Annotated in this window: 15 protein-coding genes; 10 read left to right on the top strand and 5 right to left on the bottom strand. The window is 71.4% G+C overall.

What is annotated here, in order from left to right:
- Positions 1 to 63 precede the first annotated feature (63 nt).
- Complete coding sequence (locus AC5P09_RS30090; protein ID WP_493876893.1) at positions 64 to 1,077, bottom strand: NAD(P)/FAD-dependent oxidoreductase; 1,014 nt, start codon at positions 1,075 to 1,077, stop codon at positions 64 to 66.
- Positions 1,074 to 1,415: a ferredoxin gene (gene fdxA / locus AC5P09_RS30085; protein ID WP_493876892.1), complete on the bottom strand. Its 342-nt coding sequence runs from the start codon at positions 1,413 to 1,415 to the stop codon at positions 1,074 to 1,076. Before fdxA ends, AC5P09_RS30090 begins: the two co-directional genes overlap by 4 nt.
- 195 nt (positions 1,416 to 1,610) lie before the next feature.
- On the opposite strand from fdxA, the gene AC5P09_RS30080 reads away from it, so the two are divergent.
- From AC5P09_RS30080 to AC5P09_RS30055, 6 genes are all read left to right on the top strand, one after another.
- On the top strand, positions 1,611 to 2,963 hold the full coding sequence (locus AC5P09_RS30080; RefSeq protein ID WP_493876891.1) for an aromatic ring-hydroxylating oxygenase subunit alpha: 1,353 nt from the start codon (positions 1,611 to 1,613) through the stop codon (positions 2,961 to 2,963).
- Positions 2,960 to 3,484 (top strand): aromatic-ring-hydroxylating dioxygenase subunit beta, encoded by a 525-nt coding sequence (locus AC5P09_RS30075; protein WP_493876890.1) that lies wholly within the window; start codon positions 2,960 to 2,962, stop codon positions 3,482 to 3,484. The genes AC5P09_RS30080 and AC5P09_RS30075 overlap by 4 nt, the downstream gene beginning before the upstream one ends.
- A 21-nt stretch (positions 3,485 to 3,505) precedes the next feature.
- A complete protein-coding gene (locus AC5P09_RS30070; protein WP_493876889.1) occupies positions 3,506 to 4,717 on the top strand; it encodes a Dabb family protein in 1,212 nt (403 codons plus the stop codon).
- The gene (locus tag AC5P09_RS30065; RefSeq protein WP_493876888.1) at positions 4,681 to 5,895 is read left to right on the top strand and encodes a hypothetical protein; all 1,215 of its coding nucleotides are present in this window, start codon (positions 4,681 to 4,683) and stop codon (positions 5,893 to 5,895) included. The genes AC5P09_RS30070 and AC5P09_RS30065 overlap by 37 nt, the downstream gene beginning before the upstream one ends.
- A 126-nt stretch (positions 5,896 to 6,021) precedes the next feature.
- Entirely contained in the window at positions 6,022 to 6,792 is a 771-nt protein-coding gene (locus tag AC5P09_RS30060) for a CoA transferase subunit A (RefSeq protein ID WP_493876887.1), read from the top strand.
- Entirely contained in the window at positions 6,792 to 7,424 is a 633-nt protein-coding gene (locus AC5P09_RS30055) for a CoA transferase subunit B (protein WP_493876886.1), read from the top strand. Before AC5P09_RS30060 ends, AC5P09_RS30055 begins: the two co-directional genes overlap by 1 nt.
- Before the next feature lie 393 nt (positions 7,425 to 7,817).
- Here AC5P09_RS30055 and AC5P09_RS30050 read toward each other — a convergent pair whose 3' ends face one another.
- From AC5P09_RS30050 to AC5P09_RS30040, 3 genes are all read right to left on the bottom strand, one after another.
- On the bottom strand, positions 7,818 to 8,891 hold the full coding sequence (locus tag AC5P09_RS30050; protein WP_493876885.1) for a TauD/TfdA family dioxygenase: 1,074 nt from the start codon (positions 8,889 to 8,891) through the stop codon (positions 7,818 to 7,820).
- Positions 8,892 to 9,013: 122 nt separating this feature from the next.
- Positions 9,014 to 9,154, bottom strand: coding sequence for a hypothetical protein (locus AC5P09_RS30045; RefSeq protein WP_157857388.1), 141 nt, complete (start codon positions 9,152 to 9,154; stop codon positions 9,014 to 9,016).
- A 108-nt stretch (positions 9,155 to 9,262) separates the two neighbouring features.
- Positions 9,263 to 9,880 carry a TetR/AcrR family transcriptional regulator gene (locus AC5P09_RS30040; RefSeq protein WP_493876884.1) on the bottom strand — a complete coding sequence of 206 codons (618 nt, stop codon included), beginning with the start codon at positions 9,878 to 9,880 and terminating at the stop codon, positions 9,263 to 9,265.
- Positions 9,881 to 9,990: 110 nt separating this feature from the next.
- Between AC5P09_RS30040 and AC5P09_RS30035 the strand changes: the two genes are divergently transcribed.
- Genes AC5P09_RS30035 through AC5P09_RS30020 form a run of 4 tightly spaced genes read left to right on the top strand, consistent with a single transcriptional unit; the run spans position 9,991 to position 15,787 of the window.
- The gene (locus AC5P09_RS30035) at positions 9,991 to 11,193 is read left to right on the top strand and encodes an alpha/beta hydrolase family protein (protein WP_493876883.1); all 1,203 of its coding nucleotides are present in this window, start codon (positions 9,991 to 9,993) and stop codon (positions 11,191 to 11,193) included.
- Positions 11,190 to 12,614, top strand: coding sequence for an MFS transporter (locus tag AC5P09_RS30030; protein WP_493876882.1), 1,425 nt, complete (start codon positions 11,190 to 11,192; stop codon positions 12,612 to 12,614). Before AC5P09_RS30035 ends, AC5P09_RS30030 begins: the two co-directional genes overlap by 4 nt.
- A 6-nt stretch (positions 12,615 to 12,620) precedes the next feature.
- On the top strand, positions 12,621 to 13,796 hold the full coding sequence (locus AC5P09_RS30025; RefSeq protein WP_493876881.1) for a thiolase family protein: 1,176 nt from the start codon (positions 12,621 to 12,623) through the stop codon (positions 13,794 to 13,796).
- On the top strand, positions 13,793 to 15,787 hold the full coding sequence (locus AC5P09_RS30020; RefSeq protein ID WP_493876880.1) for an AMP-binding protein: 1,995 nt from the start codon (positions 13,793 to 13,795) through the stop codon (positions 15,785 to 15,787). Before AC5P09_RS30025 ends, AC5P09_RS30020 begins: the two co-directional genes overlap by 4 nt.
- Positions 15,788 to 15,801 lie beyond the last annotated feature (14 nt).

The following is a 15,801-nucleotide window of genomic DNA, read 5'->3' as shown; positions in this document are numbered from 1 at the left end:
TGAATAGCGTAACGGCGAGGGCTGGGTAAATGTGCGCCAGATCGCCAACTCGGTGCGACGCCCTCACGCATCGGAGGAGTGCCCCGGCGTGAGCGAGCGTGCCGGGTCGAGCAGGGCGGCGATGTGGTTGACGGCGAGGGCCGCCTCGCCGAAGCCGATCGAGATGAGGCTGACCTTGCCGTCGTGGTCGGAGATGTCGCCGGCCGCGAAGACGCGCTGCCGGTTCGTACGCATGGTGCGGTCGACGAGGATGCGCCGACGGCGCAGCTCCAGTCCCCACTGCTCGATCGGGCCGAGATCGGCGATGAAGCCGAGTGCGGCGACGACCGACTGGGCGGGCAGGCTGATCCGGTCGCCGTCCGGGCCCGTGACCACGACCTCCGACACCGACGCGTCGACCGCCCCGTCGCCGGAGATCTTCTCGACCTCGTAGGGCGTCAGGACCCGCACGGACGATGCGTGCACCTGTTCGACGGTGCGTTCGTGGGCCCGGAACCGCGTACGCCGGTGCACGAGCGTCACCGACGAGGCGATCGGCTCCAGCGACAGCGCCCAGTCCAGCGCGGAGTCCCCGCCGCCGACCACCACGACGTCCTGTCCGGCGAGTTCGTCCAGCCGGGGCACGAAGTACCGCAGCCCCCGGCCCAGGTAGTCGGAGCCCACCGGTAGCTCGCGGGGGACGAAGTTGCCGATCCCGCCGCAGACCAGCACCGCCCCCGCGGTGATCCGCGCGCCGGCGTCGGTGGTGGCGACGATGCCCTCGTCCGCGTCGTCGAGGCGGGTGACTCCGTGTCCGAGCAGGTAGGTCGGGTTCCACTGCCCGGCCTGCTCGGCCAGCCGGTCCACCAGGTCCTGGCCGCGGACGGCGGGGAAGCCGGCCACGTCGTAGACGAGCTTCTCGGGGTACAGCGCGGCGATCTGGCCGCCCACCTCGGGCAGCGCGTCGGCGACCGCGACGCTCAGGCCGCGGAAGCCGGCGTAGTACGCGCCGTACAGCCCGGTCGGGCCGGCGCCGATGACGAGCAGGTCGACGGAGACCTCGGGGCCGGTGCCCGTGGCGGTCGGGAAGCCGCTCACGCTCCCGCCTCGGGGTGGTCGTGGCCGACCCGGCCGACCTTGCGTGCGCCGCCGGGCGACCCGAGCGGTTCCGCTTCGACGATGGGGAGCGTGAAGAACTCGGCGTTGATGCGCTCAGCCTGCTGGGCCTCGGCCGGCAGGTCCTCGTGGTGGAAGATCGAGATCTGCGGGCAGACGGGTTCGCACCGCCCGCACTCGACGCATTCGTCGGGCTGGATGTAGAGCATCCGGTCGCCCTCGTAGATGCAGTCGGCCGGGCACTCCTCCATGCATGACTTGTCCATGATGTCGAGACATGCCTGAGTGATGACGTACGGCACGGGCTTCTTGCCCTTCACACGGTCGCACAGTATGCGAGATGGCGTCTTCTAATGCGGAACGTGGAATGCATGATGACGGCGTCCGTCCAGGGTGTCAACCATCAGGTGATTGCTTGACATCGCCGCGTGTGCTAGGAGAAGCTGATGCGACATGCGAGATGGCGTCTCACAGCGCGCCACTCGGGTCGGGACTTGTGAGAGGCATACGCCGTAATGGGAAGCAACCCCCGGACCGTCCCAGCGCCGATGATCGTCGAGGACTGGGACCAGCTCACCTTCCGGGTCAACCGCGAGGCCTACCGCAGCGCGGAGATCTTCACCCGGGAACGCGGCTGGGTATGGACACACACCTGGCTCTACCTCGGCCATGAGACCGAGATCCCCAACCCCAACGACTTCAAGGTCCGCACCCTCGGCGGCCGGCCGCTGATCTTCTGCCGGGACACCGCCGGCGAGGTGCACGCGTTCCTGAACTCCTGTCCGCACCGCGGCACCGTGTTGTGCCGCGAGAGCGAGGGCTCGGCGAGGCTCTTCCAGTGCTTCTACCACGCCTGGACATTCCGCAACAACGGTGACCTCGCCGCCATCCCCGACGCCGGCGCGTACGAGTCGACCGACGAGTTCAAGGCGTCCATGGGGCTGCGCAGTGTCCCGCGTCTGGAGATCCACGAGGGGTACGTCTTCGTCGCCTTCGACCCCGACGTCCCACCGCTGCTCGAACACCTCGGCGACGCGGCCGACTACATGACGATGATCGAGCAGCAGCACGTCGGCGGCATGACGACGCTGCCCGGCACGCAGCAGTACAGCGTGCGGGGCAACTGGAAACTCGCCGTCGAGAACGCGATGGACGGCTACCACTTCGCGCCGACCCACAACACGTTCGTGGGCTACCTGCGCGAGAGCGGCTTCGCCGTCACCGACGACAACCAGTACGCGTACAACCTCGGCAACGGTCACGGGCTGCTGGTCCTGACCGGGCACGGCGGCCGGATCAGCATGCTCTGGGAACCGCGCTTCGGCGAGGACGAGCGCGAGCGCACCGAGCAGCACCGGGCCGAGATGACGGAGCGGCTGGGAGAGAAGCGGGCGCACTACGTGGCCGACGAGAGCCACATCCTGTTCGTGTTCCCGAACCTGCTGCTGTTCGACATCGAGGGGCTGTCGATCCGGCAGCTGGAGCCGGTGGCGCCCGACCAGACCGACGTACGCGCCTGGCAGCTGGTCCCCCGTGACGAGGACCCGGCCGCGCGCGCCCTGCGCATGAAGACGGTCGTCAGCTTCGTCGGCCCGGGCGGGCTCGCCACGCCGGACGACATCGAGGCGTACGAGGCGGTCCAGCGCGGCATCCAGGCCACGGCGGGCACCGCTGTGCCCGAGCTGGACTACAGCGACATGTCACGCGGCATGGCCGACGAGGTCAAGGGTGTACAGGGCAGATCGACCGACGAAGGCGCGATGCGGGGCTTCTGGCGGCACTGGGTCGAGGCCGTCGGCCTCGATGACGGCCTCGCCGTCCACGGCGACCGCCCGGCGTCCTTCCTCGAGGGCAGGGATGTGCGATGACCGCGATCACCAACACCCACACCGTGCAGTGCCAGGGACGCACCATCACCCGGCCGGAGGTGGAGGACTTCCTCTACGCCGAGGCGGACATCCTCGATCACTGGGACTACGACGGCTGGCTGGCCCTCTTCGAGCCCGGCGCCCGCTACGAGATCCCGACCACCGACTACCGCCCCGGCTGGTCGCCGCACGAGACCGGATCCTTCGTCGACGACGACTGGGACCTGATCCTCGCCCGGGTCAAGCGCCTCAAGTCCCGCAAGGCGCACGCCGAGAACCCGCACTCGCGCACGCACCGGCTGGTGTCCAACGTGCGGCTGTCCGAGCACACGGAGGACTCCTTCCGTGTGGCGGCGTCCTTCGTGGTGCACCGCGCCCGCGACGGCCACTTCAACGCCTACGTCGGCTGGTACGAGCATGTGCTGGTCCCGACCGAGGACGGACTGCGTTTCCGCCTGCGGCGCTCGATCCTGGGCCATGAGTCGCTGGCGGCAGGCGCCCGGCTCAGCTTCATCCTCTAGCCGGCGACGGACGGTGACCCGATGATCCGACACACCCTGTCCTTCCGCTTCGCCGACGGAATCGACCAGGCCACACGCGAGTCCGTGCTGGCCGAGCTGCGCACCTTCCCGGACCGGTACCCGGCCATGCGCGGCTTCGTCCTCGGCGAGAACATCAGCACCCGCGACCGGACCTTCACCCACACCATGGCCGTCGACTTCGACAGCCGCGACGATCTGCTCGCCTATCTCGGCAGCGAGACCCACGAGAGCTTCGTGCACACGCGCTGGCGACCGGTCATCGACCGGCAGGCCATCACCTCGTTCGAGTACGCCGAGCGTCCGTCGCTCGCTGCAGGAAGGACAGCCCCAGTGAGCACCCGCCCGCACGCCCCGTACGGCATGGAGTACGCCCGGATCGAGGTTCCGGACATGCAGGCCACGATCGACTTCCTCGAGTACCACGTCGGGCTCCAGCTGGAGCAGCGCACGGACGAGTACGCCTACCTGCGCGCCGACATCGAGCACCACGCGATCGAGCTGATCCACGCGCCCGAGCGCACCGACGGGTGGACGACCGCGGTCGGCTACAGCGTGGAAAGCGAGGAGGTCCTCGAACAGCTGCACAAGAGCGTCCTCGACGCCGGCCTGGAGGCCCTTCAGCTTCAGGAGCGGCAGCAGGCGCTGTGCGAGAACGGCTTCGCGGTGAAGGACCCCAACGGCCTCATCATCGAGCTGTTCACCGAGTTCCAGGAGTACGCCGAGGCGCCGCACATCGAGATCCGGCCGCTCGACCTGGTGCACCCCTTCATCGCCACCGCGAAGTACCAGGAGACGCAGGACTTCTACCAGAACGTCCTGAAGTTCGTGCCCTCGGACTACGTCGTCGGCTCGACCACGTTCTACCGGGGCGAGAACCGCTACCACCACAGCCTCGCGGTGCAGAACAACAAGGAGCACTACGTCGCACACCTGTGCTTCGCGATGAAGAGCCTCGACCACGTCATGCGGATGCGTGCCCGCGCGCTGTACAAGGGCGCGCCGATCGCCTCCGACATCGTCAACCACTCGGCGTCGACGTCGATCGCGTTCTACCTGCACGACACGCGCTTCGGCCCGCGGTTCGAACTGTGCGACCGGCACCGGGTGTTCACGCCGGAGGAGCACGAGACGCACCGGGCCCGCAGGATGCCGGCCGACCCGCGCAACATCGACGTATGGCGTCCGGCGTCCGACGACTGGGGACGTTTTTGAGCCGGCAGCTGCCCTTGAGACAGCACCTGCTCGACGTCCTGCACCTGCTCGACGCGACCCCCGCTCCACGCGGCAGGGAGCGGACGGCGGCCCACCGACTGCGCGCCTGGTGCGCGCATCGGTGGCCGCACGTCGAGTGGCAGGTGGCGGAGCACGGCCCCGCGGGTGGCAGCCTGATCGCCACGCACGGGGCCGGGCCGCTGCTGTACTCCCACCTCGACACGTCGCTGGACGACGGCGGGGCGGACAACCAGCTCGTCACCGGCAATGCCGCACCCGTCGCTCCGCTCGGCGTGGACGGCGACGTGGTGGCCGGCTTCGGCCTGGGGGTCGCCCGCGGGCCCGCGGCGGCCGCGCTGGTCGCGTTCGCCGAGGCGGGCGCCGGGCGGCTGCTGCTCGCCGGCTCCGGCACGCACCGCCGCTCCGGCGGGATCACCGGCCTGGAGGCCTACGCCGACGCGTACCCGCTGCCGCACTCGGCGATCGTCGCCAAGTGCGGGCCGCCCACCCTGCTGTGGCACGAGCCGGGCGCGCTCTACCTGACCGTCCGAGTGACCGGCCGCTCCGGCGCCGCGATGGCGGCGGAGTCGGCCACGCCGCCCGGGGGAGTCGTCACCTTCGCCGGCGTCGTCCTGGACGAGCTGGCCCGCTGGCGCACGGCCTACCTGGCCGCCGACCCGCGGGAGGGGCAGACCGGCCGGGCGTGCGGCATCGGCGCGATCAGCGGGGGATGGCCGGACAAGCCGGACCTGCTGCCGGCCCAACTGCGGATCGATCTGTACGTCGTCACCGGTGACCCGGTGGAGCCGAAGGTAGTGGCGGACGAGCTGGCCGACCGGCTGCGGGAACGGTGCGCGCGGTCAGAACTGCGGGACTGCGCGGTCGAGGTGGAGGCCGAGCCGGTCGCGGCAGCCGCGGCGACGCCGGCCGACGCCCCCGTGGTGAAGGCCGCCCGCGCGGCCTGGCTCGACGAGTTCGGTACGCAGCCGCCGCCGATCACCGGCTGGACGGGCTCGACCGACGGCGTCGTACTGCGCGCCCGTGGCGTCGATACCGTACGCCTCGGCCCGCAGGCGAAGCCGGCCGCCGACGATCCACGGCGCGACGCCCTGTCGTTGGGCCAGCTGACCGCCTATGCGCGCATCTACCGACGGCTGTTGACCGAACTGCCGGCGTAGCGCCGCGGATCCCGGAGCTGCCCGGCCCTTTCGTTTCACTCAGCGAACAACCACGCAGCGAACACGACTCAGCGAACAACTAATCAGCGCAGGGCGCATTCGCCCTGCAGAAAAGTGGGCGGGCGGATGGACAAGGTGGCCGTCTCCGCGGCCGAGGCGGTGGCGGACGTCCTTGACGGGGCGTCCCTCGCCGTCGGCGGCTTCGGGCTCAGCGGAATTCCGGGGATCCTGATCCAGGCCCTGTACGACACCGGCGTCACGGGACTCGACGTCGTCTCCAACAACTGCGGGGCGGGGGAGTCCGGCCTAGCCGTGCTGCTCGCCGCGGGCCGGATATCCCGGGTCACCGGCAGCTACATCGGCGGCAACAAGGAGTTCGCCCGCCAGTACCTGGGTGGCGAGATCGAGCTGGAGCTGATCCCGCAGGGCACCCTCGCCGAGCGCCTGCGCGCCGGGGGCTGCGGCATCCCGGCCTTCTACACCCCGGCCGGCGTCGGCACCCAGGTCGCCGACGGGGGGCTGCCCTGGCGGTACGACGGCACGGGCGGCGTCGCCGTCGCCTCACCGGCCAAGGAGGTCCGCGACTTCGACGGCGTCGAACACGTCCTGGAACACGGCATCACCACCGACTTCGCCCTGGTGCGGGCGGCGAAGGGCGACCGGCACGGCAACCTCGTGTTCAACAAGTCCGCCCGCAACTTCAACCCCCTCGCCGCCATGGCGGGCCGCATCACGATCGCCGAGGTGGAGGAGCTGGTCGAACCGGGCGCCATCGACCCCGACCAGGTCCACCTGCCGGGCATCTTCGTCCAGCGCGTGGTGGCCCTGAGCGCCGAGCAGGCCACCGACAAGAAGATCGAGAACCTCACGGTGACATCCAGGGAGGTGCGGGTCTGATGGCCTGGACACGGGACGAGATGGCCGCCCGCGCGGCCCGCGAACTGCGCGACGGCGAGTACGTCAACCTCGGTATCGGGCTGCCGACCCTGATCCCCAACCACCTCCCCGAGGGCGTCCACGTCGTACTGGAGTCGGAGAACGGCATCCTCGGCACCGGCCGCTTCCCCTACGAGGACGAGGTCGACCCGGATCTGATCAATGCGGGCAAGGAGACCGTCACCGTCCTGCCCGGCGCGGCCTTCTTCGACTCCGCGCTGTCGTTCGGCATGATCCGCGGCGGCCACATCGACGCGGCCGTGCTCGGCGCCATGCAGGTCTCCGAGCGGGGCGACCTCGCCAACTGGGCGATCCCCGGCAAGATGGTGACCGGCATCGGCGGAGCCATGGACCTCGTGCACGGGGCACGCCGGTTGATCGTCACCATGACCCACACCGCCAAGGACGGCACCCCGAAGATCGTGCCGGAGTGCGACCTGCCGCTCACCGGGAAGGGCTGCGTGGAGCGCATCATCACCGACCTCGGCGTCCTCGACGTCACCGACGACGGCCTGGTCCTCGTCGAGACCGCCCCCGGCGTCACCGTCGACGAGATCACCGCGAATACGGCGGCGAAGGTGCTCATCCTCTGACAACCTCGCCGCCCACAAGGGGGCCCTGCGCCCACGGCACCGGCGACGAGTACCAAGACGTGGCCCGCCCGCACGACCATGCTGTTGGCCGGTCGACGCCCGCCATCCTGCGCGACCGTCGACCGGCTTTTGCGTGTCCGGCCCGGCGACCGCGATCGTGGCCGGACACGCGGTCGCCGTCGCCGAGGCATCGGTCGCGGCCTCCGGCGGCGCCGAACTCGCCCGCGACGGCCAGTGCCTCTTCGCCGCTCAACCACGGCGGCTCCTCGGTGCCGGCGGGACACTGCTGCCCGGATGCGCTCGCGGACTTCTTCGCCATGACAGACGACCGCCGCAGCCAGGGGCACCCTGGCTGCGGCGGTCGGGAGTTCTCTTCACCGCGAGGGAACGGCGTCACACGCCCCAGTCGTCGTTGACGGTGACGGCGTCGGTGATCCGGAACCGGCCGCCGGGTACCAGGGGCTTGGTGGGCTCACCCATCACGACGACGTGCTTGCCGAACTGGGGCGCCAGCGGTCGGCCGACGTCGCGCTTGAGCCACAGACGCAGCAGGTGCCGGCGGCGCTCCGGTTCCGGGTGGTCGTTGTAGCTGGTACGCGAGTGCAGTGCGGCGTAGTTGAGCAGCCACTGCACGTCCCCCGGCTGGAAGTCCATGTCGATCGGCAGGCCGGGCTCCTGCGAGATCTCGTCGAAGAGGGTGATGGCCGCGGCCTGGTCGGGCGTCAGTGGGGGAACCCCGGGGTACTCCTGGGCACTGAAGATCATCGAGTTGCCCGCGTAGGTGCTGAAGATGCCGTCGACGTGGCTGATGATCGGCGAGGTGTACGTGAGTTCCGGGGAGTCGGGGTCCTGGCGCCGCCAGTCCCAGTGGTAGGTGTCGAAGAGCCGCGCGGCGAGGTCCGGCCGGCGGCGCAGCATCTCGTTGTAGATCGTGGTGCCGCTGACCAGGCTGGAGGCTCCGCCCTCCTTGGCACCGCGCAGGCACATAAGGGCGACGACGTCGGAGCTGTCGGAGTGGAACGGCAGTCGGTCGCGTACGCGGGAGGGCAGCGCACCCTCGTCGGACAGCGTCATGTTCGACGTGGCGATCACGTGGTCGAGCAGGTCGCCCCTCTGGTTCTGCCCGATCGGCTGGCCCAGGTGCAGGCCCATGATGAAGAAGATGGCCGCGGCCATGGGGTCGCCGTACTCCTCGGTGCGCAGGCCACGCACCAGGATGAAGCCCCGGCCGGCGTCCATCTGGTCGGCGCACTTGTCGTTGAGGGCGCGACAGGCGTCGAGCGGGTAGTCCGCGGCGGTGACGGTGCGCAGGTCGGGGTCGTCGGCGACGAAGCGCCGTCCCAGCTCTTCCAGCTCGGTGCGCTCGGCGTCGCTGAGTACGTGGATCCAGTCGGTGGACTTCGACAGCTCGTCGCCGCGCCAGGCGGACGGTCCGGAGATCGGCTGAAGGCCGACAGTGGTGGTCACGATGATGCACTCCTCGAAAATGTGGTGGAAAGGTCCGTCGGCGAAGACACGACGGATGACGAACGTCGACGGACGACGATCGTTTCGGTCTGGCGGGGGCTCGTCGCGCGGCGACGAACGGCTCAGAACGGGGTCTGAGGCTCGCCGACAGCCGTGCCGGGGCGCAGCCCCTCCCGGGGCGGGAAGTAGCTGAGCGGCTCGTCGTACGTCCGGCGGCCGGCGCACGACACGAGCAGGACGCCGATCAGAGCGACTGGCCTCATGCTGATCCCGTCCTTTCGAGAAGTGCCTCAACCATAGGAGACGCCCGAGTCTCGGTCAATGGGCGAGATGCCGTCTCGTGATGCAGTATGGCTGTGTGCGGCCGCCACTCAGCGGCCGGCGGCCACTGCCGCGAGGACGGCCCGGGTGAGGCGGGCGACGTAGGCGTCGTCGGTGGGTCCGCCGACCGCGAGCATCCTGAAGTACAGCGGGGCGCCGAACAGATCGACGGCCAGGCCCATGTCGATGTCGGGCGGCAGCTCGCCGCGGTCGATCGCCTGGTGCAGCAGCGTCGCCACCGCGGCGCGCCGGGGAGCGAGGACCGCCTCGTGGAGCGCCGCGCTCAGCGAGGGGTTGCGGGCCGACTCGGCCACCAGGTCGGGGATGATCCGGCCGACGAGCGGATGACTGAGGTCGGCCATGGTGTCCCGGACGAACCGTTCGACATCGTCGTGCAGGGAGCCGGAGTCGGCTGTCGTGGGGAGGTGTTCGGCGGCGGCCTCGGAGACCACCTCCACCACCATCGCCTCCTTGGAGGGCCAGCGGCGGTAGAGGGCCGCCTTGCCGACGCGGGCCCGGCGGGTCACGGCCTCCATCGACATCCGGGCGAACCCGGTCTCGGCCAGCTCCTCGAACACCGCCCGTCTGATCGTCTCGGTCACGGACTCCCGCAGGACCGCGGAGCCCGTAGGTCTGCGCTCGACGTCGTCGCGGCTGGTCGATTCCACTGCGCGAGATTAGCACCGGACGGAACGGTTGCGTTCCGTCCGGGCCGGGTGTACGTTCCGCGCAAAACGGAACGGCCCTGTTCCGTTCCGCCTTGGGGATGGGGGTCCCGGTGACGTTCCTCTTCGACGACGCGGCGTTCGCCTTCCAGGCGCTGCGCACGGCCGGGCACGCCGCCTACGCGGGCGCCGATCTCGGCGAGGTCCTGGCCGCCTGCCGCAACATCCCCGATGGCGACGAGGCGGCCTGGTGCCGGGAGTGGACCGCCGTCGGCGAACGCCTCCACCAGGTGGGCGCCGAGGCGCTCGCGGCCGGCCACCGGGTCAGCGCCCGCGAGGCCCTCCTGCGGGCCTCGAACTACTACCGGACCGCGGACTTCTTCCGTGTCGTGGACCGGGACTCCGACGCCGAGTCGGCCTGCCTCGCCCGGTCCTCGCGGCAGGCTTTCGCCCAGGCGGCGAACGTGTTCGAAACACCGGTGGTGCCCCTGCGGATCCCCTACGAGGACACCACGCTCCCGGGATACCTGTTCCTCGCGGACGACACGGGCCGCCGCCGGCCCACCGGGATCCACCACGGCGGCTACGACTCCACCCTCGAGGAGCTGTACTTCATGGTGGCCGGCGGGGCGCTGCGCCGCGGCTACCACGTCCTCGCCTTCGAAGGACCAGGCCAGCAGTCCGTCCGTCGGGAGCAGGGCCTGGTCTTCCGGCCGGACTGGGAACACGTGGTCACCCCCGTGGTGGACCACGCCCTGAGCCGTCGGGAGGTGGACCCTGAGAAGCTCGTGCTGTTCGGCACCCGCTTCGGCGGACTGCTGGCCGCTCGGGCCGCCGCCTTCGAAGGCCGCTTCGCCGTGTGCGTGCTGCACAACGGCGTGTACGACTTCTACCAAGTGCCGCTCCGCGGCCTGCCGCCCCACTTGGCCGAGTGGGTGACGGACGGCCGGGACGACGTGGCCGGGCCCGCGCCGGCCGTCCGCATGGCCGAGAGCCTCCGGGCGCGCTGGTTCGTGCGGCACGGTATGTGGGTCTTCGGCGCCAAGACACCCGCCGAGGCGCTGCGCGCCTGCGCGCCGTACCACCTCGACACCGCGGTCGAGCGCGGCACATGCCCCACGCTCGTCCTCGACGCGGAGAACGACGAGGCCTTCCGCGGCGAGCCCCGGCGCGTGCATGACGCCCTGCGCTGCGAGAAGGAACTGATGGTGTTCACCGCCGCCGAAGGGGCCGGCGAACACTGCCAGGAGGGCGCGGCGCTCCGCTTCCACCAGCGGGTCTTCGACTGGCTCGACGAACGTCTGGCCCGCGCATGACCGTCGGGACGGACACCCGGTCGGCCATGGCGGACGGCACCCGCCGCCGGGCCCGCACCGTCCTGGCCATGCTGGCGCTCTTCATCGTCGTCAACGCCGCCGACAAGGCTGTACTCGGCCTGACCGCGGGCCCCATCAAGGACGACCTCGGGCTCTCCGCCACCGAGTTCGGCACCATCGCCAGCAGCTTCTACCTCCTGTTCAGCCTCTCGGCCGTGTCGGTCGGCTTCCTCGGCGACCGCATCCGCCCCCGGCCCCTGCTCGCCGTGCTCGCCCTGGTCTGGGCGGTGGCGCAACTGCCGATCCTCCTCCCCGCCACCGGGTTCGGGGCGCTCGTCGCCACCCGGGTGGTGCTCGGTGCGGGCGAGGGGCCGGGCTTCCCGCTGGCCAACTACACGGCGTTCACCTGGTATCCGGAGAAGCGGCGCGCCCTGCCCTCGGCCGTCGTGGTCGCGGGCGGCGCGGGCGGCACCGTCCTGGCCGCCCCGCTGGTCGTCCTGGTCAGCAACACCCTCGGCTGGCGGGCCGCGTTCGGCCTGCTCGGAGCAGCCGGGCTGGTGTGGATGCTGGTCTGGCTGCGGGTCGGCGGCGGCGGTCCGTACGCCGCACACCTGGGCCCCGAACCGGCAGGCGACGAACCGTCGGTACAGGACGTCCCGACTGACACTGCCGACGGAGAACGCCCCGCCGTGCCCTTCCGGCGCATCGTCACCACGGGCACCTGGCTCGGGGCGACCTTCGCCACCTTCGCCGTCATGTGGACGCTCTCCTTGGGCTTCGCCTGGCTGCCGCTCTTCCTGGAGGACCAGGCGGGCTTCAGCGACGCGCAGATCAGCGGGATCGTCGGGCTGCCCGCCCTGTCCATGGCCGTCCTCGTTCTCACCGCGGGAGTCGTCGCGCACCGGCTGCTGCGGAAAGGGGTGTCCGCCCGGGTCGCGCAGGGACTGGTCGGCGCGCTGCTGCCACTCGTAGCCGGCGTGTGTCTGCTGCTCGTGACCCGGGCGGGTCCCGCCGCTCTGCTCCTACCGCTGCTGATCGTGGCGTTCTCCGCGGGCAACGGACAGACCCCGCTGACCAACGCGGCGATCGCGGACATCTGCCCGGCCGGCCGGCGCAGCGCCGCCCTGGGACTGTCGTACGCCCTCGCCGCCCTGTCCAGCCTGCTCGCCCCCTATGTCACGGGACGGATCATCGACGCGGCGCCCACCGAGGCCGTCGGCTACGGCCGGGCCTTCGACCTGGCCGCCTGCCTGCTGATCGCCGGTGCCGTGCTCTCGGCGCTCCTGATCCGGCCCGACCGGGACGCCCTCACCGTGCTCACCGCACACCCGGCGACGTCCAGCGCGTCCGCCACGCCCAGCGTGTCCCGTGGTGCGTCCAGCGCGTCCGGCCCGGACGCGGAGCCCTCAGCGAAGGAGTGACCCCCGATGCCCGTAGACATCGCCGTCGTCCACGGGGCGCGTACCCCGATCGGCCGGTACAAGGGCGCGCTGAGTTCGGCTCCCGCGCACCGGCTGGGCGCCCTCGTGATCCGCGAGGCGGTCGTCCGCGGCGGGCTGGACCTCGGCGCCGTGAACGAGGTCGTCCTCGGCTGCGTGGGCCAGGTGGGCCCGGACGCGTTCAACGCCCGGCGCGCGGCCCTGGCCGCCGGACTGCCGGTGACGACCACCGCGTACAACGTCAACCGGCTGTGCGGGTCCGGCCTGCAGGCCGTCTGGTCGGCCGCGCAGAGCCTCGCCCTCGGCGAGGCCGACGTCGTCGTGGCGGGTGGCAACGAGTCGATGACCCGTCAGCCGCTGCTCGACTACAGCGAGCGGGCCCCCGACGAACTACCGGGCAAGCCGACCCTCGACGGCACCGTCTCCCTGGTCACCGATCCCTTCGGGCGCTACCCGATGGGCATGACCGGCGAGGTGGTGGCCGACCGGTACACCGTCTCGCGGCAGCGCCAGGACCGGTGGGCCGCCGAGAGCCAGCGCCGGGCGGCCGTCGCCATGGGCGAGGGACGCTTCGAGGAGCAGATCGTGCCCGTGGCGACCCCGGGCGGTGTCGTCGAGCGGGACGAGCATCCCCGGCCCGGCACGACGCCGGAGAAGCTGGCCGGGCTGGCTCCCGTGTTCTCGCAGAACGGCACCATCACCGCGGGGAACTCCGCCGGCATCAACGACGGTGCCGCCGCCGTGCTGCTCATGCGCTCGGCCGATCTCAGCCCCGGCTTCGCACCGCTGTGCCGGCTGCGCGACGCGGTCGTCACCGCGCTGGAGCCGGAGATCATGGGCGTCGCACCGGCCGACGCGATCCACCGCCTGCTGCGTCGCAACGGCCTCACGCTCGACGAGATCGACGTCATCGAACTCAACGAGGCGTTCGCGGCCCAGGTCCTGGCCGTCATGGACGGCCTCAAGCTCGATCCGGACTGCGTCAATCCGAACGGCGGGGCGATCGCCCTGGGCCATCCCATCGGCGCCACGGGCACCGTCCTGTTGCTCAAGGCAGCCCACGAACTGCGCCGGACCGGCGGCCGGTTGGCCGTGATCGCCCTGTGCATCGGCGGCGGCCAGGGCATCGCCGCACTGATCGAGAACCCGGGCGGGACCCCATGAACCCGTACGTCTGGGACCCCACGCCGGAGTTCACCGAACACGGCAACATCGCCGCCTTCTGCCGCAGGTACGGCATCGACGGCGGCTACCGCGCGCTGCAGGCCAGGTCCGCCGCCGACCCCCCGTGGTTCTGGGAGCGCGCCCTGCCGGACATCGGCATCGTCTGGCACACACTGCCGACGCGCGTGTGCGACGACACCGGAGGCATCGCCTTCACCCGCTGGTTCCCGGGCGGACGCACCAACCTCGTGGACTCCTGTCTCCACCGCCATCGGCGGCAGGGGCGCGGGCAGGCTCCCGCACTGCGCTGGGAACGGGAGGACGCCAGCAGGGGGGTCCTCTCCTACGACGAGGTCGCCGCCCGCAGCGCCCGGGTGGCGGGCGGACTGCGCGCCCTCGGGGTCGTGGAGGGCGACCGGGTGGCCGGGTACCTGCCGCCCGGCCCCGAGGCCTTCGTCCTGCTCTTCGCCTGCGCGCACATCGGCGCCGTGCTGGTGCCGCTGTTCTCCGGCTTCGGCCCCGAGGCGATCGCCGTACGGCTCGTCGACGCCGGGGCGAAAGTCCTGGTCACCGCGGCGGCCGTCACCCGGCACGGACGCCGGCACGACATGCAGACGCTGGCCCGTACGGCCCTGGAGAAGGCCACGTGCGTCCGTCGACTCGTCGTCGTTCCCGAGGAGCAGGGCACGCCACGGGACGCCTCGGAGTCATGGCCCTCCCGGGCAGCCGACGTGTCGCAGGACGAGCCGGCCGCCCCGTCGGGTCCCACGACGACGACCTGGCACCGGCTCGCCGACGCCGAGCCCGCCGAGGCCGTCTCCCTCCCCGCCGACGCCCCCTTCCTCCTGCTGCACACCTCGGGCACCACCGGCCGCCCCAAGGGCGCGATCCACACCCACGGCGGCTTCCCGGCCCAGGTCGGCAGCGAGACCAGGTACAACCTCGACCTGCGGCCGGACGACGTGGCCTGCTGGGTCACCGACCCCGGCTGGATCATGTTCCCGCTCGTCGCCGTGGGCGCCACCCTCGCCGGCGCGAGCGTCCTGGCGTACGAGGGAGCCGTCGACCACCCGGACGTCACCCGCCTGTGGCGGCTGCTCGACGACCATCGGGTCACCGTCTTCGGCAGCTCGCCCAGCCTGTCCCGCATGCTGATGGGCCGCGACCCGGAACACCCGGCCGCGCCGTCCCGGCTGCGCCTCCTCGCTTCCACCGGCGAACCGTGGACCGAGGAGGCATGGCGCTGGTACTTCGCCGACTTCGGCGGCAAACGCTGCCCGGTGATCAACATCTGCGGTGGCACCGAGGTCGGCGGATCCCTGCTCGCCTCCGCGCCCACCCTGCCCCAGTCGCCGTGCAGCTTCTCGGGCCCCTGCCTGGGCATCGACGCGGCGATCGAGGACGACCAGGGCGCCGAGCCGCCCGAAGGACAGGTCGGCGAACTCGTCGTACGGCGTTCCTGGCCGGGCATGACCCGGGGGCTGTGGCGGGCGCGTGAACGCTTCGCCCACACCTACTTCGGCCGCAGGCCGGGCCGCTGGTCCCACGGCGACCTCGTCTCCCGGACCGGCGAGGAGTGGTTCGTCCACGGCCGCCTCGACGACGTCATCAAGGTGGCCGGCAAACGCCTCGGGCCCGCCGAGGCCGAGGACGCCGTCGTCGGCGACCCCGCCGTCGCCGAGGCGGCCGCCGTCGGCATACCGCACCCCGTCAAGGGCGAGGCACTGTGGTGCTTCGCGGTCCCGGCCGCCGGACGCACCCTCGGCGCACCGGAGGCCGAGCGGATCCGCGCACGGGTCGCCGACGCGCTCGGCGCCGCGTTCCGGCCCGGCCGGGTGGTCGCCGTACCGGAGCTGCCCAGGACCCGCAACGGCAAGGTGATACGGCGGCTCATCCGCAGCCTCGTCACCGGCGAGGCACCCGGCGACCTGTCCACGCTCGTCAACCCGGCGTGCCTCGACGCGATCCGTACCGCCCTGCAGGACCAGTGACAGCGGGCAACCCG

The organism is Streptomyces sp. a15, from assembly GCF_059026085.1.
Note: the sequence above shows the minus strand (reverse complement) of the source record. Positions and strands in the feature narration are given on the sequence as shown.